The sequence below is a fragment of the Paenibacillus sp. LS1 genome (assembly GCF_026013365.1).
Taxonomy (GTDB): domain Bacteria; phylum Bacillota; class Bacilli; order Paenibacillales; family Paenibacillaceae; genus Paenibacillus.
Genome location: NZ_JAPDOE010000002.1, coordinates 457,402 through 481,295 on the forward strand (window position 1 = coordinate 457,402; position 23,894 = coordinate 481,295).

23 protein-coding genes and 1 pseudogene are annotated in these 23,894 nt (G+C 46.2%); 2 read left to right on the forward strand and 22 right to left on the reverse strand.

Translation table 11 applies throughout. The features are described 5' to 3' along the window. Positions 1-163 precede the first annotated feature (163 nt). Positions 164-505 carry a 50S ribosomal protein L19 gene (rplS, locus tag OM416_RS11480; protein WP_017689212.1) on the reverse strand — a complete coding sequence of 114 codons (342 nt, stop codon included), beginning with the start codon at positions 503-505 and terminating at the stop codon, positions 164-166. A gap of 349 nt (positions 506-854) precedes the next feature. On the opposite strand from rplS, the gene OM416_RS11485 reads away from it, so the two are divergent. Next, positions 855-1,820, forward strand: coding sequence for a polysaccharide deacetylase family protein (locus OM416_RS11485; protein ID WP_264929356.1), 966 nt, complete (start codon positions 855-857; stop codon positions 1,818-1,820). A gap of 3 nt (positions 1,821-1,823) precedes the next feature. Here OM416_RS11485 and OM416_RS11490 read toward each other — a convergent pair whose 3' ends face one another. The 21 genes from OM416_RS11490 to OM416_RS11590 form a co-directional block, all read right to left on the reverse strand. Beyond that, the gene (locus OM416_RS11490) at positions 1,824-3,071 is read right to left on the reverse strand and encodes a hypothetical protein (protein ID WP_264929358.1); all 1,248 of its coding nucleotides are present in this window, start codon (positions 3,069-3,071) and stop codon (positions 1,824-1,826) included. 156 nt (positions 3,072-3,227) lie between these two features. Further along, positions 3,228-3,602, reverse strand: a complete 375-nt coding sequence (locus OM416_RS11495; RefSeq protein ID WP_264929360.1) for a VOC family protein — start codon at positions 3,600-3,602, stop codon at positions 3,228-3,230. Between the two features lie 193 nt (positions 3,603-3,795). Next, positions 3,796-4,563 carry a tRNA (guanosine(37)-N1)-methyltransferase TrmD gene (gene trmD, locus OM416_RS11500; RefSeq protein ID WP_264929362.1) on the reverse strand — a complete coding sequence of 256 codons (768 nt, stop codon included), beginning with the start codon at positions 4,561-4,563 and terminating at the stop codon, positions 3,796-3,798. A 1-nt stretch (position 4,564) separates the two neighbouring features. Further along, entirely contained in the window at positions 4,565-5,077 is a 513-nt protein-coding gene (gene rimM, locus OM416_RS11505) for a ribosome maturation factor RimM (RefSeq protein WP_076208924.1), read from the reverse strand. Positions 5,078-5,407: 330 nt separating this feature from the next. After that, positions 5,408-5,638 carry a KH domain-containing protein gene (locus OM416_RS11510; protein WP_017689218.1) on the reverse strand — a complete coding sequence of 77 codons (231 nt, stop codon included), beginning with the start codon at positions 5,636-5,638 and terminating at the stop codon, positions 5,408-5,410. A gap of 23 nt (positions 5,639-5,661) precedes the next feature. Further along, positions 5,662-5,934 (reverse strand): 30S ribosomal protein S16, encoded by a 273-nt coding sequence (rpsP, locus tag OM416_RS11515; RefSeq protein WP_017689219.1) that lies wholly within the window; start codon positions 5,932-5,934, stop codon positions 5,662-5,664. Between the two features lie 52 nt (positions 5,935-5,986). Next, a complete protein-coding gene (gene ffh / locus OM416_RS11520) occupies positions 5,987-7,366 on the reverse strand; it encodes a signal recognition particle protein (protein WP_017689220.1) in 1,380 nt (459 codons plus the stop codon). Between the two features lie 63 nt (positions 7,367-7,429). After that, on the reverse strand, positions 7,430-7,780 hold the full coding sequence (gene ylxM, locus OM416_RS11525) for a YlxM family DNA-binding protein (protein ID WP_017689221.1): 351 nt from the start codon (positions 7,778-7,780) through the stop codon (positions 7,430-7,432). Between the two features lie 262 nt (positions 7,781-8,042). Continuing rightward, positions 8,043-8,690 carry a PAQR family membrane homeostasis protein TrhA gene (gene trhA, locus OM416_RS11530; protein ID WP_264929369.1) on the reverse strand — a complete coding sequence of 216 codons (648 nt, stop codon included), beginning with the start codon at positions 8,688-8,690 and terminating at the stop codon, positions 8,043-8,045. A gap of 146 nt (positions 8,691-8,836) precedes the next feature. After that, positions 8,837-9,850 carry a signal recognition particle-docking protein FtsY gene (gene ftsY, locus OM416_RS11535; RefSeq protein ID WP_264929371.1) on the reverse strand — a complete coding sequence of 338 codons (1,014 nt, stop codon included), beginning with the start codon at positions 9,848-9,850 and terminating at the stop codon, positions 8,837-8,839. A gap of 108 nt (positions 9,851-9,958) precedes the next feature. Next, positions 9,959-13,528: a chromosome segregation protein SMC gene (gene smc / locus OM416_RS11540; RefSeq protein ID WP_264929373.1), complete on the reverse strand. Its 3,570-nt coding sequence runs from the start codon at positions 13,526-13,528 to the stop codon at positions 9,959-9,961. 371 nt (positions 13,529-13,899) lie between these two features. Further along, the gene (gene rnc / locus OM416_RS11545) at positions 13,900-14,604 is read right to left on the reverse strand and encodes a ribonuclease III (protein WP_036670338.1); all 705 of its coding nucleotides are present in this window, start codon (positions 14,602-14,604) and stop codon (positions 13,900-13,902) included. Between the two features lie 13 nt (positions 14,605-14,617). After that, on the reverse strand, positions 14,618-15,856 hold the full coding sequence (gene fabF / locus OM416_RS11550; RefSeq protein WP_062833763.1) for a beta-ketoacyl-ACP synthase II: 1,239 nt from the start codon (positions 15,854-15,856) through the stop codon (positions 14,618-14,620). Positions 15,857-16,036: 180 nt separating this feature from the next. Continuing rightward, positions 16,037-16,270 (reverse strand): acyl carrier protein, encoded by a 234-nt coding sequence (gene acpP, locus OM416_RS11555; RefSeq protein WP_017689227.1) that lies wholly within the window; start codon positions 16,268-16,270, stop codon positions 16,037-16,039. A 152-nt stretch (positions 16,271-16,422) separates the two neighbouring features. Further along, positions 16,423-17,172 (reverse strand): 3-oxoacyl-[acyl-carrier-protein] reductase, encoded by a 750-nt coding sequence (gene fabG, locus OM416_RS11560; protein ID WP_017689228.1) that lies wholly within the window; start codon positions 17,170-17,172, stop codon positions 16,423-16,425. Between the two features lie 249 nt (positions 17,173-17,421). Beyond that, positions 17,422-18,363, reverse strand: a complete 942-nt coding sequence (gene fabD, locus OM416_RS11565; protein WP_264929380.1) for an ACP S-malonyltransferase — start codon at positions 18,361-18,363, stop codon at positions 17,422-17,424. 25 nt (positions 18,364-18,388) lie between these two features. After that, positions 18,389-19,378 (reverse strand): beta-ketoacyl-ACP synthase III, encoded by a 990-nt coding sequence (locus OM416_RS11570; RefSeq protein WP_145319004.1) that lies wholly within the window; start codon positions 19,376-19,378, stop codon positions 18,389-18,391. Between the two features lie 8 nt (positions 19,379-19,386). Then, a complete protein-coding gene (gene plsX, locus OM416_RS11575; RefSeq protein WP_017689231.1) occupies positions 19,387-20,382 on the reverse strand; it encodes a phosphate acyltransferase PlsX in 996 nt (331 codons plus the stop codon). Next, on the reverse strand, positions 20,379-20,927 hold the full coding sequence (fapR, locus tag OM416_RS11580) for a transcription factor FapR (protein WP_264930689.1): 549 nt from the start codon (positions 20,925-20,927) through the stop codon (positions 20,379-20,381). Before fapR ends, plsX begins: the two co-directional genes overlap by 4 nt. 373 nt (positions 20,928-21,300) lie before the next feature. Further along, positions 21,301-21,474, reverse strand: coding sequence for a 50S ribosomal protein L32 (gene rpmF, locus OM416_RS11585; protein WP_017689233.1), 174 nt, complete (start codon positions 21,472-21,474; stop codon positions 21,301-21,303). 67 nt (positions 21,475-21,541) lie between these two features. Next, positions 21,542-22,048, reverse strand: coding sequence for a YceD family protein (locus OM416_RS11590; RefSeq protein ID WP_264929386.1), 507 nt, complete (start codon positions 22,046-22,048; stop codon positions 21,542-21,544). A gap of 463 nt (positions 22,049-22,511) precedes the next feature. Between OM416_RS11590 and hmpA the strand changes: the two are divergent. Then, positions 22,512-23,746: pseudogene (gene hmpA, locus OM416_RS11595) on the forward strand (NO-inducible flavohemoprotein). The last annotated feature ends 148 nt before the right edge of the window (positions 23,747-23,894 follow it).

The window sequence follows — 23,894 nt, forward strand, 5'->3', positions numbered from 1 at the left end:
GGTCTTTTGAACACACACTTCAATAACTGATTTTACAAGCCTCCCGGACTATTCAACGCATGTGTTGCCATACCATTTTACTCGGAAGTGTACCTCCGGTTCAACTTTTCCCGGACAAAAACGAAAAGGGCTTGTCTCCAAGCCCTTCCCGGTATCCGTTATATTAACGAATTTCTTTAATTCTCGCTGCTTTACCGCGTAGTTCACGAAGATAATAAAGCTTCGCACGACGCACTTTACCACGGCGAGCCACTTCGATTCTATCGATTTTTGGGGAATGAAGCGGGAAAGCTCTTTCCACACCTACACCGTAAGAAATTTTACGAACTGTAAAAGTCTCACTGATTCCACCACCACGGCGTTTAATCACAACACCTTCGAACAATTGGATACGCTCGCGAGTTCCCTCGATTACCTTAACGTGCACTTTCAAAGTGTCACCAGGACGAAAACTCGGAAGATCCTTGCGAAGTTGTTCTTGTGTAATCGCTTGAACGATATTCATCTATGACTCCCTCCTTCCGTACAGGCGTTCATACTTCTTCCAGAGATCACCTTGTCTCCTTCATTATCCATAGAGGACCGCCGTATTCCACATAACAGACTTATTGTATCACGCAGCATATCAAAACACAAGAGAAATTAAACAAAATGCCTATTGTTCAATCTGCTGCTTTGAAACTCATCCATCACAATGTAGACTTCATTCTAAAATACCTTCTCCCACCTGGCAATTTATGAACACTCTCTTGGGCAAGTCAACCGAATACAGGAAAAGATACTGTAACCTCCCGTATAGAAATATCGTCTATGATATAACTTAATGACCACTTTAAAGGAGAACCCCAAGACTCATGAAATATTGGAAAAAGATCACGCTTGCTGTACTCGCCATGCTCACATGCTCCATTACACTATATGCCTATGCCGTAACTCATCCGACGAATGCCATGTCACACAAAGCCTGTACCTCCTGGAATATGGTCAAAGGTAAAGCATTCCAACTATCACACACTGACTTCTCTAGCCAATCTACGCTGGATCGTTCTACCTTTAAGATTGAACAAGGTACAGCTACCGAAGTGCCTGTACTGATGTATCATTACATAGAGCCCAAACTGAACAATCACGAGACAGGTAATAAATCCATCATTAATCTGGAGGATTTCGAGCAAAATATGAAATACCTGCACGATGAAGGTTATCGTACGATTACACTGGATCAGCTCGAACAGTATGTTAACGGGAAGATCTCCCTGCCACAAAAGTCCATTGTAATTACCTTTGATGATGGATACCAGAACAATTATACGTTAGCTTACCCTGTGCTCCAGAAATATAATTTCCACGCCTCGCTATTTGTCATAGGCAGTAAAATTCAGGATCAACCTTCGGTATTTGATCCCGCCATTAACAGTTTCATCTCCAAGCCAGAGATGCAGGCGGCAACTGACGTATTTGAATTCAACAGCCATACCTATAACCTGCATCACAAGGGATTCATGCGCTGTGGTAACAGTGTGCCTGTCGGTCTGGACATTAGTCTTCTGGATGATGATATCCAGCAAATGAAGCAATCTGGGATAGACACACCTTACCTGGCTTATCCTTTTGGTTATACCAGTACACAGATGATCTACAAGTTACAGCAACATGGTTATCGTATGGCATTTACCGTAAAGTCCGGATTTGTGCATCCAGGAGATCAACCCATGAAACTACCTCGCTTGACGGTCACGACAGGTACCGACCTGGCGTCCTTGCTTCAGCCCGAATCCAGTCCGCAGAATGAATTCCCTGCATCGGAGAATGACCAGTGAAACCTAGAGTTTAACTTCACCGCCTGGATACAGAGTCGAGCTATACAGCCTTTTAAGCTGTGGCTTGGCTCTTTTTGCATCTAGTAGTGATAATGTCATCGGAGAATTGGCGTAAACCACCGCTTCCTGTGCATCATAGATAATGATCTGTTCTTTCCCCGTCTGAACCAGGTCTGCATGCACTGCATATCCCTCTTTCGTGAATTGAGTAACCGTTTTCATATCTCCATCTACCAAAGAAGGCAACACATCTCCACCTCGGCGATACGCCAAAATATAATCAAGTCCACCTTCATCCCAGTTACATACAGACTCTATAATCGTTAACCATCCACGAGTCGTGCGATTTTCTTTCCATATTTCTTTTCCTTCACTATCCAGCATGAACATTCCATCCTTACCGTTCTCATCCCCCCGGACAATCCGGTCCAAACCTGCAACCTGTAAACCTTCCATTCCAGTACAAAAATGGCCCAGCGCAATATGCTGTGATTCAATCGAATCTTCATAACGCCATTTCTCATTACCATAGCGGTCCATCATGACCGTGACACTGCCACCAATGACAACCTCGATTTGCCCATCGCCGTCAACATCTCCAAACCATATACAATCGGCATGATCATCAAGATTCTGACAAGACCATAACAACGTCCCATCATGATCCAGCATGTCATATCCGGCCATCACTTCATCCTTACCATCTCCATCGATATCATATACCCATGGAAAATGTCCCGGATTCCCTTCATGCTTCCATAACAAATTAAAATCATGGTCAAGTGCCCATAACGTCTTATAACGGTCTTTCAGTATAATGTCCATTTTCTGCTGGTTACCCGTCAGATTGGCGAGAATAATGCAGTCATGTGCTTCATCATCTGGCAGATCACGTGTTTCTTTAATCTCTCCAGTCTCGCCATCCAGCACGAGGAATCGTTTATCCATGACACACAATACTTCATTATTTCCGTCACCATCCCAATCTGCGATCTGAGCGGGATAGTCTGAGCCCGGACCCCCTGCATCGGGATCAGGCGTTCCCACCTGCCATAGTAATGTTCCTTCCAGATCAAACGCAGTCAAACAGCATACTTGATGCGGAACATACCGATCGTCTATGCCCCCATCTGCCTGTACCAGCAACATCTCAAGTCTGCCGTCCCCATTCAGATCTCCCAAAAGCATTTTGCACCGTTCTCCGGCCTGGCTAATATCTACTCTGGCGATTTCATAAGGCTGATGATTCATAACCTTCCTCCTCAGCGTATCGTTATTATTCAAATCCAGCTGAGTTCACCATAAAGAAAACCCCTTATTTTTACAACCCTATTATGTGCTCATGCAAAAATGTTCAAAGCTGCAAAAAAGTACCTCGGTCAACAATAACCCATTAAAACGAATGATTTATACCCACTCTAAGAACTCAAGACGATTGCCAAAAGGATCATTTATATAGAAACGTCGTACACCTTCATCTACCCTTGCTTCGTCATCGACAATATGAATATGGTTATAATTCAGATGATCACGCAACTGATCCAAATGCTGTACATGAAATGCCGGATGAGCTTTTGTAGCGGGAATGAAATTTTTTTGTACGCCAATATGCACTTGGTGTCTGCCACACTCAAACCATACACCACCCCGTTTTCTCAGAATTTCAGGTTTGGGAATCTCCGTCCAGCCCAGTACTTTATTGAAAAAATGACGCGCCTCCGCCTCACAACCTTCTGGTGCTGCTAGCTGAATATGATCAAGACCAATAATATTGTAAGTCATTCATACACCGCCTTTTGTTTCATTTGATGAAACTATGTTTTAAATTATATTTCCATTTTATAGGATGGACCAATCGAAATCCAGCTTTCTTCTTACAATAAAAACAAAAAAGCCAACCTGTGGTATCAAGGTTAGCTTGCTTTTCGAACTCTATGAAAAAAAATATACTTACGTATTTATACGATGCATATATTTAATCTGTACTATTTTTACGGTTTGAGCGTATCTTTTTCAACCAAATACGTTCTTTGTCCGTCAAGTCCGCCGTTTCCAACATCTCTGGTCTACGCTCTAACGTACGAAGCAAAGATTGTTCTCTACGCCACGCCTCAATGTTCAGGTGATGTCCTGACAACAGCATATCCGGCACTTTCATGCCCCTAAACTCGGGTGGGCGTGTGTAATGTGGATATTCCAGGAGTCCGGTGCTGAATGAATCGGTTACTGCGCTTGTCTCATTGCCAAGCACACCGGGGATAAGACGTACGATGCTGTCAATGGCAACCATAGCAGGCAACTCCCCACCCGTGAGTACGTAATCACCAATGGATAGTTCATCCGTCACGAGAAATTCGCGGATTCGCTCATCGTAACCTTCATAATGTCCACATATAAAAATCAGATGATCTTCCTGTACAAGTTCTTCTGCTTTTTTCTGTGTAAACGTCTCACCTTGCGGACACATTAAAATGATACGTGGAGCTTTCATCGTTGCCGCGGCTTCTCCGCGTTGCTCCAGCACATCTTCAACAGCAGCAAAGATCGGATCTGGTTTTAGCACCATGCCTCCACCTCCACCGTAAGGAGCATCATCGACCGTATTGTGCTTATTGGTCGCATAATTACGGAAGTTGGTTGCACCGAGGGACACCAGCCCCTTCGTTTGGGCTTTACCCAGAATGCTTGCTCCAAATACACCGTCAAACATCTCCGGGAATAGTGTTAATACATCTACTTTCATGTTACAGCAGCCCTTCCATCAGGTGAATCTTTACTTGCTGCTGTTCGATGTCCACATCAAGTACTACATCATCAATAACGGGAATCAGTACTTCTTTGCCTGCTGGCGTTTTGACAACCCATACATCATTGGCACCCGGAGTCAAAATTTCAGAGATGGTTCCAAGCGTTTCACCCTCTTCGGTGATGACGGAACACCCAACGATTTGATGGAAGTAGTATTCACCTTCGTCCAGCTCAGCCAAATTCTCTTTTAACACTTTGGCCATGCCGCCTTTAAACTTCTCAACTTCATTAATATTGCCATACTCTTTCAGACGAAGAATATACATATTCTTATGCAAACGTGAAGATTCCACGTTAACCATAACTGGATGATTATCTGGTGTAAAGAAAAACAACTCCGCATTTTTAGCAAATCGCACTTCCGGGAAATCAGTTAAAGGCATGATTCTTACCTCGCCGCGAATTCCATGCGTATTGACGATTTTACCTACATTCATAAACTCTGCCATAAATCCTCCTAAAATCCATTCATATGGTACTCATATTTGATGATCTCCATGCGACCGTTCCGGTTACGGATCGTTCTTCGGATCGCTGTTATCCCCTAATTTTTTTAATTATTTTTAAAGGTGAAAATCCGGTGATAGCGTATGCTTCCGATGTAGCTTTCTTTCAGAAAGCTTTAAGGCGAGCGCTGACGCTTCTTCAGAATCGATTCCGTACCCTTCACTACTTCCGCAAATAATCATACTTGACGAGCTATCTCAATCATATTAATTAAGTTTCAGCATGCACGAAAAGGGGCTAGGACATGCATCCTAACCCCCTTTCGTATATCTTTAAGATATGATATCAACGGTTACCCGTTTATCCATCTTAACTGCTGCTGATGTGACGACCGTGCGAAGAGATTTTGCGATTCGTCCCTGTTTACCAATTACCTTCCCAACATCGTCAGGATGAACAGTTAACTCATAAACGACAAGCCGGTCTTTCTCAACCGTCCGAACCGTCACATCTTCCGGATGATCGACCAAAGCCTTAGCAATTATGCTTACTAATTCTTCCATAGATGACCCTCCGAATCAGCACTTTATTTAGATAATTTAGACTCGTGGAACTTCTTCATCACGCCCGCTTTGCTAAGCAAGTTGCGGACAGTGTCAGATGCTTGTGCACCGTTTTGAAGCCATGCCAATGCTTTATCTTCATCGATCTTAACAACAGCCGGTTGTTCAACCGGGTTGTAGTAACCGATCTCCTCGATAAAACGACCGTCACGTGGGGAACGGGAATCCGATACCACTACGCGGTAGAAAGGAGCTTTGTGAGCACCCATACGTTTCAGACGAATACGAACTGCCATTTGAAAATTCACCTCCTTCAATGAAATCTGTATATGATTTAGCTTCGCTTAATCAACGAAAAGGAAACTTCATTCCTTTACCCATACCTTTAAGCTGCTTCATAGCTTTATTTTTACCGCCGCCTTTAGGTCCCATCATATCCGAGAACTGTTTCATCATGCGACGCATCTCATCAAACTGCTTGATCAGACGATTTACTTCAGCCAGAGATGTTCCGCTACCCGTAGCAATACGCTTCCGGCGGCTATGGTTGATCATGTCCGGGTTCCGTTTCTCTTCGGTCGTCATAGAGTAGACGATCGCTTCAATCCGGCCCATCTGTTTATCATCAACCTTCAGATCTTTGGCTTGTTTCATCTTGCCCATGCCGGGGATCATATCCATGATCTGATCGATTGGTCCCAGCTTTTTCACCTGATCCATTTGCTCCAGGAAATCTTCAAACGTGAACTCTGCATTACGCATCTTCCGTTCCATTTCCTTGGCTTTATCGGTATCAATGTTTAATTGTGCCTTCTCAATCAGGGATAACATATCACCCATACCGAGAATCCGTGAAGCCATACGTTCCGGGTGGAATGGCTCCAAAGCGTCAAGTTTCTCTCCAAGGGAAGCAAACTTGATTGGACAACCCGTAACTGCTTTGACGGAAAGTGCGGCACCACCACGAGTGTCGCCATCCAGCTTAGTCAGGACAACCCCGGTCAGATTCAGTTGCTGGTTAAAGTGTTCTGCTACGTTAACCGCATCCTGACCTGTCATGCTGTCTACGACAAGCAGTACTTCATCCGGATTCACTACGCTGTGAATCTGGCGAAGTTCTTCCATCAGCTCTTCATCGACATGCAGACGTCCAGCCGTATCGATAATGACATAGTCATTACCGTTATCTTTGGCATGTTGAAGACCTTGACGTGCAATCTCAACAGGGCTTGTCTGATCTCCCAGTGTAAATACCGGCGCTTTGATCTGCTCGCCAAGTACTTGCAACTGTTTGATCGCTGCCGGACGATAAATATCGCCTGCAACAAGCAATGGTCTGCTGTTTTGCTTTTGCAGCATTTTAGCCAGTTTACCCGATGTGGTTGTTTTACCAGCACCCTGCAAACCAACCATCATCAGCACCGTAGGCGGTTTGTTTGCTTTAGCCAATTTTGCTTGGCTTCCGCCCATCAAATCCGTCAATTCCTTGTTAACGATGTCGATGATGACCATTCCTGGCGTGAAGCTCTCCATCACTTCTTTGCCGACAGCCTTCTCTTTCACCTTGGCGATGAATTCCTTGACCACTTTGAAGTTTACATCCGCTTCGAGCAATGCCAGACGTACCTCGCGCATAGCCTCGGCTACATCTTCATCAGATACCTTGCCTTTGCCGCGCAGCTTGCTGAACACATTCTGTAATCGGGTCGTTAATCCTTCAAATGCCATGATCCCACCTCCTTAAGCTTTAATACTGTTTTCAAGACCGATACGTTCCGCTCAGTCAACTTTTCATTCACTAAGCTGGGCAACGATATCGTGTATTTGTTTGTTGTTATCAATGGAGACGCCTGCGCGTTCCAATGCATTTTGCAAATCTTCAAGATTGCGATTACGCCGTTCATGCTTTTCCAGCAAGCCTAGCTTGCTTTCGTAATTTTCCAGCACTTGTTCGGCACGCTTGATATGCTCGTATACCGCCTGGCGGCTGATCTCAAACTCGGCTGCAATTTCACCAAGTGAAAAATCGTCATGAAAGTAATACTTTAGAAAAGTCTGCTGTTTCTCGGTAAGTAACAATTCATAAAAAGCAAACAGCAAGTTAATCCGGTTTGTCTTCTCAAGCCGGTTTTCTTGACTCACATCGGGGCACTCCCTTCGTCAAGGAAAAACACTTTACACTCTTGCAACGTTCCTAATAATACCTAAAACAAATCAGGTTGTCAAGCAAAAATACTTGTCACAATAAAAACAGCTAAGATGACGTCCCATTTGGATACTAAACAGGTGATTTCTGCCCTTTTTCATAACAAGAAAACTCCGATCTATATCTCTACACTCCACCTCTATGTAGAAGAAAAACGAATGCATCTCAGCCAGTGGAGATGCATCCGTTTATGGTGTTCTAGCGAAGTGGTGTCAGGTACAGCAGTACCATGAAGAAATGAAGAATACTGCCTGCTAACACAAAGAGATGCCAAATCGCATGGTGGTATGGAAATCCACGCCACACATAAAAAATCGTCCCCAGTGTATACATCAGACCTCCAGCAACCAGCAAAACGATACCGCCTGTAGGAATGGCAGCCATAAGCGGTTGCCAGGCAATAACGATGAGCCAGCCCATCGCGATATAGAAAATGGTGGACATGAATAGAAATCTTTTCGTGAAAAATGCCTTAAAGATCACGCCGAATAATGCGATTCCCCAGATTATACCGAACAGGGTCCATCCAAGTGTACCGCGAACAGCAATAAACAAAAGCGGAGTGTACGATCCCGCAATAAACAAATAAATGGAAGAATGGTCGAAAATCTCAAATAAATCTTTCACTTTTCCATCTTTCCATGCATGCACGAGTGTGGAACTCGTATAGAGCAGTAACATGGTGATCCCGTAGATCGTGAAACTGACCACATGCCAAGCCGTGCCTTTCATACTTGAGAATACAATCAATATCACCAGTGCAGCTACACTGAGTGCAGCGCCGATTCCATGTGTCACCGCATTGGCGACTTCTTCACGGCGAGAATAGGTATACGTATTGGCCATTTTCAACCGTCCTTTCTAACCCTTTAACATTGCCTGCTTTATTCCTCCATTATACACGTATTGCCAGTGACATTACACGTGACACTTATCACGTATATCACTGGCAATGCGGTTAACATTATTAATTCATTCTATTATTAATGATTCTAGGAATTAGCTTCCTCTTCTTCAGCACTTTCCGCTGGCTGTTCTTGGATCAATCCGGCGAACAAAGCATGCACAAATTGCTCCGAGTCAAACGGCTGCAGATCGTCAATCTTCTCACCTAGTCCCACGAGTTTCACTGGCAGGTCTAGTTCCTGACGGATCGCAACAACGATCCCACCCTTAGCTGTTCCATCCAGTTTCGTCAGTACCAGACCAGTCACGCCGCTTTTCTCACCGAAAAGTTTAGCCTGATTCAAGGCATTTTGACCTGTTGTTGCATCCAGTACCATCAGTACTTCATGCGGAGCTTCCGGAATTTCACGCTGAATGACACGATAGATCTTGTTAAGCTCGTCCATCAGGTTAGATTTATTTTGCAGACGGCCTGCTGTATCACAGAGGAGAACATCTGCGCCCCGTTGTTTTGCTGCCTGCACCGCATCATACATAACCGCTGCTGGATCAGAACCGGACTGCTGCTTGATAACATCGACACCGGCACGTTGTCCCCATACTTCCAGCTGTTCGATAGCTCCCGCACGGAACGTATCTCCGGCTGCCATGATGACTTTTTTACCTTGTTGTTTAAAGCGATGCGCCAGCTTGCCAATCGTTGTTGTTTTACCAACACCGTTAACGCCAACGAACAAAATGACAGTAATGCCATCCGGGTTCATTTTCAATTCATTATTCTGTTCACCGCGAAGAAGATCCGTCAGTTTCTCGGACAATACAGGCTGCAGTTCAGCCGCGTCCTCAATTTTACGTTTTTTCACCTCAACGCGCAGATCTTCGATCAGGTTCATGACCGTATTCACGCCAACGTCTGCTCCAATCAGAATCTCTTCCAATTCTTCATAGAACTCTTCATCAATTTTCTTGCGGCGGATAACGAGATCCGACACTTTTTCCACAAGCCCTTTACGTGTCTTTTCCAATCCATCCTTGAACTGTTTGGTGACCGACTCCGTTTTGCTTGCAATGCTGTCTCTCAGCTTCTTAAAAAAACTCATAAAGCCCCTCCATCGTGTACATAATCTGAACGTTTTGCAAAGATGCTCGATCTAAATCAAATTTTAATGATTACAATGAGTTCATGTGTCTCGCAGGTTTGGATCAGATCAGGCAATTACAGCTTCCTCATCTTCCAGTTTAACCGAAACAAGCTTGGATACGCCGCCCTCTTCCATGGTAACACCGTACAGCACATCCGCTTCTTCCATTGTACCTTTACGATGGGTAACGACGATGAACTGTGTTTGTTCGGAGAACTCACGCAAGTACTGGGCAAAACGTACCACGTTGGCTTCGTCCAATGCTGCCTCAACTTCATCCAGCACGCAGAATGGTACAGGTTTGACATGCAGAATGGCAAATAACAGAGCCATTGCCGTCAAAGCCCGCTCCCCACCTGATAACAGTTGCAGGTTTTGCAGTTTTTTGCCTGGTGGCTGGGCCACAATATCTATTCCCGTTTCAAGCAAGCGCTCCGGGTCCATCAGAACAAGGTCAGCACGTCCCCCGCCAAACAGCTTGGTAAACACGGTACCGAACTCACGGCGGATCGCATCAAACGTGATCTTGAATCGCTTCGCCATCTCGTCTTCCATTTCCCGAATGACCTGATACAATGTTGTTTTGGCTTCCACTAGGTCATTCTTCTGTTCACTCAGGAACTCATATCGCTCATTGACCCGCTGGAACTCCTCAATCGCTCCCAGGTTAACCTCACCCAGAGCAGATATGCTTCGCTTCAGCTTCTGTACCTCTGATTGTGTATGTTCCACATCTTCCGGCACAGGATAACGCTCTTTGGCCAGTTCATAGCCCAGTTCGTATTCATCCGTCAGTTTTCGCAGTATATTCTCCAGTTCAACATCCAAGCGGTTCACGGAAATTTCAGTCTGCCGCATCTGCTCTTCCACCGCTTTCAACTGCGTGCGCTGTTCTTTCGTTTCGCTCTCGGCAAGCTCAAGCTTCTTCGATAACTCAGTTCGGGCAGCACGTTTGAAGTCCAGCTCCTGGGAAGCCTCTGCTTTTTTCAGCTTGTACTGATTCAGATCTTCAATCTGCTTGACACTCTCGGTCTGTGTTTTCTTGAGATCTGCCTCCATCGAAGCCAGCAACGTGCGATTCTGACGAAGATCTTTCACCAACGACTCCACTTCCCGCTCCAGACGCCGCAATTGTTCGCCATTGGAGAATCGCTCCTGATCGAGCTTACCTTCGCGTACTTTCAATTCGGTGAGTTGACTCTGCAATTCTTCCTTCGCGGATTCATTGGCTTTCCGAGCAAACTCGGCTGCATGAATGGCACGATGAGTCGCTTTTTCTTCCTCTTCAAGCTGCTCCAGCTTCTTCACAGCGACGATGCGAGCCGTATCCAGCTCTTTGATCTCTTCGGTGAATCCGCTCTTCTCCTGCCCGGCAACGGCAACCTGTTCTAGCACATGGCGAAGCTCATGCTCTACCTGCTTCATTTCCATCGAAGCCTGCTGTTCTGCATTTCGGGTATCGTCACCAGACTGACGAAGTTCGTCCAGCTTGTCCTGACACTGCTCCAGTTGAACTTTTACATCTTCCACGCTGGAATGCAGCTTCACGATCTGATTTTCCGTATCCAAAATATCCTGGTCGAGCTGATCCAGCTGCCGTTTACGACTGAGCAGACTCACATTTTTCTTATGCTGGCTACCACCGGTCATGGAACCACCCGCATTAACCACGTCGCCTTCAAGCGTCACGACCCGGAAACGATACTGGCAGCGAGCCGCAATTTTATTCGCGACCTCCAGCGTTTCGGCAATAATAACATTACCGAGCAAGCTTCCAATGATTGAAGCATACTTGGATTCGAATTGTACGAGATCAGCACCGATCCCGACAAAGCCCTCCATGCCTTCAATCATGGAACGTTCAGCAGCCCCAATGGCACGTGGACGAATGACATCCAGAGGAAGGAACGTTGCCCGGCCCAATTGACGTTGTTTCAGAAAAGCAATCGCTTGTCTGGAAACTGACTCATTTTCCATGACCACATGCTGCAAGGATGCGCCCATCGCTGTCTCTACTGCAAGTTCAATCTTCTCGGGAACTTTAACGAGTTCAGCCACAGCTCCATGAACACCGTTTAGTGTGCCTTTGCGTGAAGCCTTGAGAACCTCCTTGACACCGAGCATGAATCCGTCAAAATCATCCTGCATCTCTTTCATCGTATCGCGACGGGAGACCTGAGCTTCACGCTTCTGTTCCCATTTACGGACTGTGCCCCGGCTTTCTTCGAGCAGCTTCTGCAGCGACTGGAGTCGTTCACTTTCCGTAATATAACCACCACGTAGATCACTGATTTCTTTGCCCAAACGAACAACCTTTTTCTCAATGTCCGCTTTACGACTTTCCAGTGTTTCCTTCTGATCTTCCCATTTGCCCGATTCCTCAGCCGCTCGATTCATTCTGCGCTCCAGCGTTTCTTTCTGCTGGTCCACGTAACGAATTTCATTTCGTGTCTGGGCCATCTGATTCATCAGTTCCAGCAAGTTGCCTTTGAGGCTTTCCTCTTGCTGCTGGCTAATGCCACCTGTCACACCGATGAGTTTGGCTTCTTCTTGGGACAACTGATTTCTCACATCACTCAGTTCATGCTCAAGCTTGCCAAACTTCTCACGCAGTGCAAGCAGCTCGGTTTCCCGTTCGCGATGTCTCTCTTCACTAGCGGCAAGCGTTACTTTGAGTTGCTCCTGATTCGTTTGCAAATGGTGTGAGCGCTCCTTGAGCAGTTCCCCAAGCCCTTCACTTTTCTCCGTCGCTTCACTGAATTGCAATAATGCGGATTGCAGTTGCTCTGTCTCTGTTTCCAGGATACGCAGCGCATTCCGATCATTTTCCAGCTTGGCATCATGCGTAGAGACAATCGCTGCGAGTCCAACCTCTTCCTGTTTTAGCGATTGCAGTCGCTCATTCGCCTTACTCCAGGAAGCATGAATCTGTTCAATCTGGTACACATACATGGAAATTTCCTGCGATTTGAGCTGTGAACGAAGTTCCTTATAGTGGATCGCTTTCTCCGACTGTTCCTTAAGCGGACCAATCTGATCTTCCAACTCGGTCACGAGATCATGAATCCGCAGCAAATTCTGCTCTGTCTCATCCAGTTTGCGCGTAGCATCCCGCTTGCGGGATTTATATTTAACAATACCTGAAGCCTCTTCAAAAATGCCCCTGCGATCCTCTGAACGGGTACTCAGAATCTCTTCGATTCGCCCCTGTCCAATAATCGAGTAGGCTTCTTTACCAATGCCGGTATCCATAAACAACTCCGTGATATCCTTCAAACGACAAGATTGTTTGTTGATAAAATACTCACTATCTCCACTGCGATGTACACGACGAGTCACCGTCACTTCACCGAAATCCAATGCAAGTGCGTGATCCTCGTTATCGAGCGTTAGCGAAACTTCGCCGAAATTAACAGCCTTCCGTGCGTCACTACCTGCAAAGATGATATCTTCCATCTTGCCACCACGCAGCGACTTGGCACTTTGTTCCCCCAGAACCCAGCGGATTCCGTCCGAAATATTACTCTTACCACTTCCGTTCGGACCTACAACAGCCGTAATGCCACGAACGAATTCCATCTCCGTTTTGTCGGCGAATGACTTGAATCCACCCAATTCAATCCGTTTTAAAAACATAGGGTATCTCGTCACCTCCTCTTGCAAATTTCAAGTACTGCATTCAAGCGCCTAATTAAATTGAACAATTGTCATTACACATGATCACTCCAATTGCAGTACCATCCTCCGATCACTCTTATCCCCAGATTTTCTTGATTCCCTTATCCAAGGGAAAAATCCGTTGATAAATGCGCACGCTTCGCTTCTTCAGATTGGTTCTGCACTCTTCGTTTTGTGTAAAATAAAGTTCACTTATTTAGTTAACGATCAGGTAACCTTCTCCTGAACCTCTTTACAAAAAAAAGAGCAAAAAGCAGTCCGGCCGATTACTTCCGCCGGGGCGGACCCGCGGGCTGCTCTTTGCTCTTCGTTTGTCTATGCGCTATCGGTTAAGCTCCGGCTTCCGGAAGCTTCAGTCGATCAAGTGCTGCAGATGCAGCCTGTTGTTCCGCTTCCTTTTTGGAACGCCCTGTACCTCTGCCAAGCCGTTCTTGACCCATATGGACCTCCGAGACAAACTCACGTTCATGGGCAGGTCCCCGTTCCTCAACGATACGGTATTCCAAAGCTCCCATATTGTGATGCTGAGTAAGTTCCTGCAGTTCCGTTTTGTAATCACTCATTTGCAGCTTGCTGCCCAGAACGATTAATGGGAAGACATGCTGGTCAAGAAATGTCCGAACAGGCGCAAGCCCCTGATCCAGATATAATGCACCAATGAAAGATTCAAACACATCTGCCAGCAGTGCCGGCCGTGTCCGTCCTCCAGTCAGTTCCTCACCTTTACCAAGAAGTACATACTGCCCAAAACCCAACGCTTCAGCAAATTTGACGAGGGAAGGCTCACAGACAATAGATGCCCGCAGCTTAGTTAATTCACCTTCCGGACGGTTAGGATACAAATGATACAAGTATTCCGATACAGTCAGTTCCAGCACGGCATCGCCCAGAAACTCCAAACGCTCGTTGTCCTGATGCTGACTGAACCGGTGTTCGTTTACATAAGAAGCATGGGTAAACGCTTGTTTTAAAAGCTGCCTGTTGTCAAATTTGATTTGAAGTTTGTGTTGTAACTGCTTCAGATCTTCACTCAAACGAACTAGCCCCTTATGCTTCAAATTTTTTGAGAATAATGGTGGCATTGTGACCGCCGAATCCAAATGAATTGGACATGGCAATATTGACTTTGGTTTGACGTGGAACATTTGGTACATAATCCAGATCACATTCTGGGTCCTGATTTTCCAGGTTGATTGTTGGAGCCAGTGTCTGATGTGTCAGCGACAATCCACAGATAACCGCTTCTACACCACCAGCAGCGCCAAGCATGTGGCCCGTCATGGATTTAGTAGAACTCACTGCGAGCTTGTACGCATGGTCACCAAACGCCTTTTTGATCGCAAGCGTTTCGGATCTGTCGCCTACAGGCGTCGAAGTTCCGTGTGCATTGATGTAATCCACTTCTTCAGGCTCAATACCCGCATTGCGAAGTGCCATCTTCATGCAACGTGCTGCTCCATCCGGATCTGGTTCTGTCATGTGATGTGCATCGCCAGTCAGACCGTAACCGATCACTTCGCCATAAATACGTGCACCACGTTTTTGAGCATGTTCCAGAGATTCCAGAATCAGAACGCCCGCGCCTTCGCCCATTACAAAACCATCACGTTCTGTATCAAAAGGACGGCTTGATTTCGCAGGATCGTCATTACGTGTTGACATTGCGCGCATCGCACAGAACCCTGCAAGACCCGTTGGTCTGATTGTTGCTTCCGCACCACCACAGATCATGGCATCTGCATCACCATTGGCAATCAGCTTGAAGGAATCTCCGATGGAGTGTGTACCTGTTGCACAAGCGGTAACAACGTTAATGTTAGGCCCTTTGGCACCAAGAGAAATGGACATTTGGCCAGAAGCCATGTTCGAGATCATCATGGGAATGAAGAATGGACTTACCCGTTTTGGACCTTTTTGCAGCAATGCATTATGTTGGTCCTCCCAAGTACCCAATCCACCAATACCTGATCCAATGGATACACCGAAACGCTCTGCATCAATGTTCTCGTTAATTTTCAGACCACTATCTTCAACGGCTTTGAAGCCGGCTGCTACAGCGAACTGAACAAAACGGTCCATTTTGCGAGCATCTTTGCGATCCATGTATTCTTCCGGGTTGAAATCCTTGATTTCGGCTGCAATCTGCGTCGTGTATTCACTTACATCAAACGCCTCAATCTGAGAGATTCCGGACTTTCCTGCCATTAAACTGCCCCAGAACGTTTCCAAATCTTTTCCGAGCGATGTCATTACGCCCATTCCGGTAATTACTACTCTTTGTTTCAAACCGACTCACCTCTATATCGACTGCATTACGCAAGTATTTTGTGGGAATATCCGCAAACAGGCATCTATTCAACCAAGATCGGAAGACCTGCTTGAGTAGAGCTGCTTGCGGAATGAGAAAAACCAATGAATGATGAGAAGTCCCGCCTGTTCGAAAACATGTGCGGGACTAAAATGACTTTAGGTATGAGATTGTATGTACTTAACAACTTCACCTACGGTCGTGATTTTTTCTGCATCTTCATCAGAGATTTCCAAATCAAATTCATCTTCCAATTCCATGACCAATTCCACTACATCCAAAGAATCAGCACCCAAATCTTCTTTGAAAGATGCTTCAAGTGTAACTTCAGCTTCGTCTGCGCCTAAGCGGTCGACGACGATGCGTTTTACACGCTCCAATACATCGGACATCCGGTTCACCTCCTTCTTTGGTATTATACGAGAATCGCAGGCAAAATGCCATAGAAGACATATGCGGCTCCCGGCCGGGGAACCCGGCCTTTTTCCGGCATTTCGGATCGTCCAGCGCCTGTTCCCCGACTATTGTTCAAGTCCGGGAAGAATTACATGTACATGCCACCATCAACATGCAGTGTCTGCCCTGTCATATAAGACGAAGCCTGTGAAGCCAGGAAAGTGACTACACCGGCGATTTCATCCGGCTGACCCAAACGAGATAACGGAATACCACTCAGCATACCGTCCACCAGCTCCTGGGACAACTCTTTTGTCATATCTGTCTCAATGAAACCTGGTGCAACACAGTTGACTGTGATTCCACGTGAAGCCAGTTCACGAGCGGATGCCTTCGTTAGACCAATGACTCCTGCTTTGGCAGCAACATAGTTCGCTTGTCCAGCATTACCGAGCACACCTACAACCGAGGAGATATTGATAATTCTTCCCGACCGTTGTTTCATCATTGGACGTGTAACCGCCTTAAGGCAGTTAAACACACCTTTGAGATTGGTTTCAATAACCTGATCGAATTCTTCCTCTTTCATACGCATGATCAGATTATCACGGGTAATACCGGCATTGTTCACCAGAATATCAACGTTGCCCCATGCTTCAAGTGTAGCTTTGACCATTTGTTCAGCTTCATCCATCAGGCCAACATTGGCTTGAAGTGTAATTGCCTTGACTCCTTTGGCACGAATCGCTTCCGCCACTTCCTCAGCTGCCGCTTGACTACCCGCATAATTCACGGCTACGTTCGCTCCAGCCTCAGCCAGTGCCAGTGCAATACTGCGCCCAATGCCCCGGGATGCCCCGGTAACGAGTGCATTTTTACCTTCTAATGGTTTAGACATAATCATTCCTCCTTTCCCCAAATCTATATCAGTTCAACCAAAGAATGTTTACACTTGCCACTCCGATTACAGAATAAACTTCCGATCGCTGTTATCCCCAGATTTTTTTGATTCCCTTTTCTAAAGGGAAAATCCAGTGATAGCGTATGCTTCCGATGTAGCTTTCTTTCAGAAAGCTTTTAGGCGAACGCTCCGCTTCTTCAGTTTTTTTCTGTCCTCTCCGTTCTCGTGTAAAAAGTTTAGTTTAACTCATATAACTCCTTCTAATTCACTTGCCGTTGCTTCGAGCGTTTCAAGACTGTTCACATTGTAGAGTTTAACGGTTTTATCTGTTTTTTTAATCAAACCGGTCAATACACTGCCAGATCCAATCTCGATGAACGTATCCACACCTTGCTCAATAAGCCATGTCACACTGTCTTCCCATAATACAGGAGAATAGACCTGAGCTGTTAACAAATCCTGAACTTGTCCATTCTCTGCAGGTCTTGCAGTCACATTAGCGACTACAGGGACCGTTGCCGGTGAGAACGTGACGGTTTTCAGTTTCTCTTCCAGCTTCTCAGCTGCACCCTTCATCAATGAAGAGTGGAACGGGCCGCTTACTTCAAGTAGAATGGCGCGTTTGCCGCCAGCTTCTTTCACTCGCTCCGCGACCGCAGCTACGCCTTCCTTCACACCAGAAACGACGATTTGTCCAGGACAATTGATATTGGCAAGTTCAACCGCATGACCACTCTCAGATACGTCACGGCAAAGCACCCCCAGCGCTTCCCGATCCGCACCCAACACAGCAGCCATCGCTCCTTGTCCACCCGGTACTGCCTGTTCCATATACTGACCACGCGCCCGTACAATGCTCACTGCATCAGCAAACGAAAGAACGCCTGCTGCCACCAGTGCACTGTATTCTCCCAGACTGTGTCCAGCCGTATAGTCAGGCTGAATTCCTTTTTCTTTGAAAGCTTCAAGCAAGGCAATACTTGCTGTCAACAGAGCCGGTTGTGTATTTGATGTCTGTTTCAACTCGGTCTCCGGTCCTTCAAATACAAGATTGCTCAGCGAGAAACCTAATGTTTCATCCGCTGTACGAAAAATTTCGGTTGCCGCAGGCACGGACTCATACGCGTCCTTCGCCATACCTACAGCCTGTGATCCCTGACCGGGAAATACAAATGCTATTTTACCCATCCCATTCATCTCCCAGCTCTCTAGTTTACCAAACGAGTACGGATGCGCCCCATGTCAAACCGCCACCAAATCCAACCATCAGAACGGTATCTCCGGCTTTCATGCGACCTTCCTCGGCTGCTTCTACCAAAGCTAGTGGAATGGAAGCAGCCGATGTGTTTGCATACTTATCCACATTGACTACAACCTTCTCTTCAGGAAGTTCAAGTCGTTGCATCGCAGATTGGATAATCCGAATATTTGCTTGGTGAGGAACAAACAGATCCACATCCGTGCGCTCCATACCAGCTTTACGCAATACCTCAATGGTAGCCGTACCCATGACACGTACTGCAAACTTGAATACTTCACGACCATTCATGTAGATGTAATGCTTTTTATTTTCAACGGTCTCTGCAGTCGCAGGCAAACGGGAACCGCCGCCTTCCATCTGAAGAAGACTACCGCCAGCACCTTCGGCGCCAAGATCAAATGCTTTGAATCCACGGCCTTCCGGAACTTCACCAACGACCACTGCGCCTGCTCCATCACCAAAGAGGACACATGTGTTGCGGTCTGTATAATCCGTAATACGAGACAAGCAGTCCGCACCAATAACAAGTGCATTGTTGTACATGCCGCTTTGGATGAAGCTCGTAGCACTCGCCAAACCATATACAAATCCGGAACATGCAGCCGACAAATCAAATGCCGCCGCACCTTTTGCACCCAGTTTGTCCTGCAAGATGCAGGCTGTCGATGGGAACGAAGAATCCGGAGTAATGGTTGCAACAATAATCAGATCAAGATCACTGCCTGTCATGCCTGCAGATTCAAGGGCTTTAATAGCCGCTTCATATGCCAGATCGGAAGTTGCCTGATCGGGTGCAGCAATATGACGCTCTTTGATTCCTGTACGACTGACGATCCACTCGTCATTGGTATCGACCATTTTCTCCAGGTCGCTATTCGTCAAAATTTTCTCAGGCACATATTTCCCTGTACCAATAATCCCTACTGGGCGCAAATTATTCATGTCGTCACTCACTTCCCGCTAATTTCCTTAGATATGCTCTCTACCAGCTGATTCTGCACAGCAATCCGAGCTTGGCGTACAGCATTTTTGATGGCATTGCCATCAGCAGATCCATGACTTTTCACAACCAGTCTACTCAAACCGAGGAGCGGCGCTCCGCCATGCTCCGTATAATCCAGCTTCCGTTTCAACCCACGTAGCTCAGGCATCAGTACAGCCGCAGCCAGTTTACTTTTGAGTGAAGAGGAGAATTGTTCCTTAAGCAAGGCGAAAATGGCACCTGCTGTGCCTTCCAGCGATTTCAGCAGTATATTTCCTGCAAAACCGTCACATACAAGCACATCACAAGCACCGGTCAGCACATCACGTGCCTCTACATTACCAACAAAGCGAATTGGGAGTTGCTCCAGTAAGGGATATGCATGTTTGGTCAACTCATTTCCCTTGCCTGGTTCTGTTCCTACATTGAGCAATCCCACTCTTGGGGATTCTATGCCCTGTACTTTCTGCCGATACAAACTGCCCATCAGGCCATATTGTGCAAGATGCTCCGGTTTGGCATCCATATTCGCTCCGAGATCAAGGGCAAGTACACCCACATCATCAATCGTTGGAATCATGGGTGCAAGCGCTGGGCGTTCAATGCCTTCCATGCGACCTACAACAAGCAAACCCGCTGTCATGAGCGCTCCGGTATTACCCGCCGAAATCATCGCGTCCGCTTCGCCCTCTTTCAACATGCGGCCAGCTACCACCATGGAGGCATCCTTCTTGCGACGTACTGCTTTAACGGGTTCATCATCCGAACCAATAACTTCGGAAGCATGCCGAACCGTCAGATTGGCAGGTCTCACACCTGACTGACTCAAAAGAGGCTCCAGCTTGGCTTCATCGCCGATCAGGACGATCTGTGTATCCGCCCATTCCGTGGCTGCGGCAATCGCACCTTCTACCGTTGATGCAGGTGCATTGTCGCCTCCCATGGCATCAATGACGATTTTCATTCCAAATGACCTCCTTCTTCGCTGTCTTCTCCACCTGAATGGTAGATTACAAAGTTGCCTTGAAACACCATTTCTTCACCTACATAAGTGAACACTTCCACTTTGGCTTTGCCCTTTTGACCTGGGATCGATCGCACATAAGCCTTTGCAATACATTTTTCCCCCAAATGAACCGAACGGACAAAGCGAATATCTGCTGATGCAGTCAACGCAATCTCGTCATTAATAATTGCTACAGCCAAGGAGTTGGCCTGCGCAAAGACATAGTGTCCACGTGCAATACCTGTTCTGGAAAATACGTGTTCTTCCTTAATCTCAAACAAGGAAATCCCGCTCTTGTCCAGCTGCAAATCCACAATATCACCGATAATCTCATGCAGGGGCAGCGAGCGTACCTGATCATACGAGCGCTCTGCCATCAGTTTCATCCGCTCTCGAAGTTCGGGTATTCCAAGTTCCAACCTGTCGAGACGAATCGTCTGAATACTCACCTTCAATTGGCGCGTAAGTTCCTGATCCGTCACAAACGGGTTTTCTTCTATCATTTTGGTTAACTGCTGTTGCCTCTGTCTCTTCGGTACACGTTCGATGCCTGACACCCCCCGCTGTATCGTTTACGGAACCGTCCCATACGGCCAGTTCAACCATTCGTTCCTGTTGCTTCTATAGTTGCATCCCTGGTCACCAGGGTCGTTCTCAAACGGATCATGGTTCATCTATATGTAACGCCAAATCTTAGAACCTGGTACTAAACTATAGTATATCTCATCCCGTGTCAAAAAGAAAGGCTGGCCTAACAAAAACAATCCACCCTTGTGGCACACGGATTTCATGCCTGTTAACTCACTCTACCGATACCCTCTAACCCCAAAAAAAGTAGCACCTCATCGAAATGAAGTGCTACTTAATGTCCAGCTATTATTGAGAGATGATCTCTCTTGCTTTGTACGTTCCGCACACTTTGCACACGTGGTGACTAAGTTTAAGTTCGCCACATTGTTCACATTTCACCATGCCCGGTACAGCCAATTTAAAGTGAGTGCGACGTTTGTCGCGACGCGTCTTGGACGTTCTCCGTTGAGGTACTGCCATTATTCCCACCTCCTTATCAAAATCAACCTTTGCAGGTAGTCTTAAAATGTTCGATTTTCAATCATGCTCATTTAAAAAAATCCTTGAGCCCTGCAAGCCGCGGATCGATAACCTGGTTATCACAACCGCAGTCACCTTCGTTCAGCTCATGGCCACACTTGGGGCATAACCCTTTGCATGTATCGCTACATAGCGGTATAAACGGAAGATCCAGCAGAAAAGCTTCCTCGGCATAACCCTTCAGATCAACGCTATCTCCATCCACATAGAGCGTATCATCGTCTTCGTGTAAATCCTCTGGCTGTTTTCCCTGCTTGAATTGCTCATGAAAATCAATATGAAAATGTTCATTAATTGGCTTAAGACAACGGGAGCACAACATGTCCACTCCTACGGTCAGCTTGCCATGAACATCCACAACGTCACCTTCTCTGAATTCTGCAGATAAGTCCGCAGTCAGCGGGGTAACGGCTGTGATATCTTGTCGGTTAGAAACCAGTTCCTTGATATCCCACTGTTCGTCAAACTTCAGGGGACCATCACTGGTAGCCACTTTGCGAAATGGCATTAACATTTCCATCACTCCAAACGAAACCAATTTCATAATTCGTATCAAACGTATCACGACAGTTATACAGGTCAAGCCTGCTTTTGTAAAGCAATAAATCCTGACTGTATGTATTCTGACGAATCTTCGTTAAAAGTATTATGAAATTGACTTAACAAACAAAAATCATTATACCGATTTTTCAAGACGTTTGTCAACACTTTTAACTTTACACCCTATTTTAAAACCAATGGCTCAGAACCATTTACTCCATCTGGTCTATTATAGACTCACTTCAAGATAAACTACAAGTCGTCATTTTAATTGTAGTTCCTTGCAAATAGCGGTCACATTTCGTTAACGTTTAGTGTGATCTATGTCACACAGACCCACTTGTCCCCTATCTATACTTGCTATAAACCGAAGCACGATCAGCTCCATGACCGATTGTTTATCCAACTATATCATATTATATTGGGAGGGAAAATGTATGTTAAGCGAGCACACAATTAGAGTCATTAAATCTACAGTACCCGTACTTGAAGTCCACGGCGAAGCGATCACACGCCATTTCTATGAAACGATGTTTACGGCTCATCCGGAACTACTAAACATTTTTAATCACGCAAATCAGAAACAGGGACGACAGCAAGCCGCCCTCGCCAATATGGTATACACCGCTGCCCTGCATATCGATAATCTGTCCTCCATCCTACCTACCGTCCGGCAAGTTGCACATAAACATCGCAGCCTAGGTATCGTTCCTGAGCAATATGCGATTGTCGGCACCTATCTGCTGCAAGCCATCAAAGATGTGCTTGGAGACGCGGCAACGGATGAAATCATCACGGCGTGGGGCGAAGCCTACAATGTCATTGCAGACGCCTTTATCGGAATCGAACAGGACATGTATACGGAAGCGGAAAACCAGACGGGTGGCTGGGAAGGATTTCGTACCTTCAAAGTTGCCAAGAAAGTCCAGGAAAGTGAAATCATCACGTCCTTTTACCTCGTTCCAGACGACGGTCAGCCTATCGCCAGCTATAAACCTGGACAATACATTAGTATCAAAATCCAGCCAGAGGCACAGTCATTTACCCAGATTCGTCAGTATAGCCTTTCAGACACCCCGGGTAAACCCTACTATCGCATTTCCGTTAAGCGTGAGCTAGGTGGATTAGAGCGCCCTAATGGAGTCATATCCACGTATCTCCACGATCACATTGAAGAAGGTAGTCAAGTGGAACTATCCGCTCCTGCTGGCGACTTCACGCTGGATGCAGAGGATAAACGTCCTGTTGTGCTGCTTAGTGGCGGTGTTGGCTTAACGCCCATGATCAGTATGTTAAATACGCTGGTTCATTTGAACGAAAACCGTGCAATTACTTTTTACATGCAAGTCCGAATGGTCAATCTCACGCGTTCCGTGATCACGTGAACAGTCTGGCCGAACTTAATGAGAGCGTTAAAGCTTATTATTGTTATACACAACCTGAGGTTGCTGATCATACGAGCAGTCATTTTCATAAGGAAGGTTACATGGATGCGGTCTGGCTTCGCCAAGTGATTGAGGAACTGGATGCCACCTATTATCTGTGCGGACCCGTTTCGTTCATGCGGTCAGTGTATACGGAGCTTCTGGCGCTTGGAGTTGCGGCAGACAACATTCATTATGAATTTTTTGGGCCGAAAGCTAGTCTTTCTCCCGCACCCAAGAGTGTCTAGGTGTTCTGAGATTGTGAGATGTGATTATTGGGTTAACTTCCTAATGTATATAAGTGTATGGGTAAGCGTCCTATTATGGATGATTTATTAATATGACTTATTAAAGATGAAGAAGTTGTTCTCCAATTATCGAAAATGTGTAATATAC

What these genes read in the sequence shown, in the direction of transcription:
- rplS (WP_017689212.1), bottom strand. Translation starts at nt 505, where the DNA reads ATGAATATCGTTCAAGCGATTACACAAGAACAACTTCGCAAGGATCTT.
- OM416_RS11485 (WP_264929356.1), top strand. Translation starts at nt 855, where the DNA reads ATGAAATATTGGAAAAAGATCACGCTTGCTGTACTCGCCATGCTCACA.
- OM416_RS11490 (WP_264929358.1), bottom strand. Translation starts at nt 3,071, where the DNA reads ATGAATCATCAGCCTTATGAAATCGCCAGAGTAGATATTAGCCAGGCC.
- OM416_RS11495 (WP_264929360.1), bottom strand. Translation starts at nt 3,602, where the DNA reads ATGACTTACAATATTATTGGTCTTGATCATATTCAGCTAGCAGCACCA.
- trmD (WP_264929362.1), bottom strand. Translation starts at nt 4,563, where the DNA reads ATGAAAGTAGATGTATTAACACTATTCCCGGAGATGTTTGACGGTGTA.
- rimM (WP_076208924.1), bottom strand. Translation starts at nt 5,077, where the DNA reads ATGGCAGAGTTTATGAATGTAGGTAAAATCGTCAATACGCATGGAATT.
- OM416_RS11510 (WP_017689218.1), bottom strand. Translation starts at nt 5,638, where the DNA reads ATGGAAGAATTAGTAAGCATAATTGCTAAGGCTTTGGTCGATCATCCG.
- rpsP (WP_017689219.1), bottom strand. Translation starts at nt 5,934, where the DNA reads ATGGCAGTTCGTATTCGTCTGAAACGTATGGGTGCTCACAAAGCTCCT.
- ffh (WP_017689220.1), bottom strand. Translation starts at nt 7,366, where the DNA reads ATGGCATTTGAAGGATTAACGACCCGATTACAGAATGTGTTCAGCAAG.
- trhA (WP_264929369.1), bottom strand. Translation starts at nt 8,690, where the DNA reads ATGGCCAATACGTATACCTATTCTCGCCGTGAAGAAGTCGCCAATGCG.
- ftsY (WP_264929371.1), bottom strand. Translation starts at nt 9,850, where the DNA reads ATGAGTTTTTTTAAGAAGCTGAGAGACAGCATTGCAAGCAAAACGGAG.
- smc (WP_264929373.1), bottom strand. Translation starts at nt 13,528, where the DNA reads ATGTTTTTAAAACGGATTGAATTGGGTGGATTCAAGTCATTCGCCGAC.
- acpP (WP_017689227.1), bottom strand. Translation starts at nt 16,270, where the DNA reads ATGTCCGATGTATTGGAGCGTGTAAAACGCATCGTCGTCGACCGCTTA.
- fabG (WP_017689228.1), bottom strand. Translation starts at nt 17,172, where the DNA reads ATGTCTAAACCATTAGAAGGTAAAAATGCACTCGTTACCGGGGCATCC.
- fabD (WP_264929380.1), bottom strand. Translation starts at nt 18,363, where the DNA reads ATGGGTAAAATAGCATTTGTATTTCCCGGTCAGGGATCACAGGCTGTA.
- OM416_RS11570 (WP_145319004.1), bottom strand. Translation starts at nt 19,378, where the DNA reads ATGAATAATTTGCGCCCAGTAGGGATTATTGGTACAGGGAAATATGTG.
- plsX (WP_017689231.1), bottom strand. Translation starts at nt 20,382, where the DNA reads ATGAAAATCGTCATTGATGCCATGGGAGGCGACAATGCACCTGCATCA.
- fapR (WP_264930689.1), bottom strand. Translation starts at nt 20,927, where the DNA reads ATGATAGAAGAAAACCCGTTTGTGACGGATCAGGAACTTACGCGCCAA.
- rpmF (WP_017689233.1), bottom strand. Translation starts at nt 21,474, where the DNA reads ATGGCAGTACCTCAACGGAGAACGTCCAAGACGCGTCGCGACAAACGT.
- OM416_RS11590 (WP_264929386.1), bottom strand. Translation starts at nt 22,048, where the DNA reads ATGTTAATGCCATTTCGCAAAGTGGCTACCAGTGATGGTCCCCTGAAG.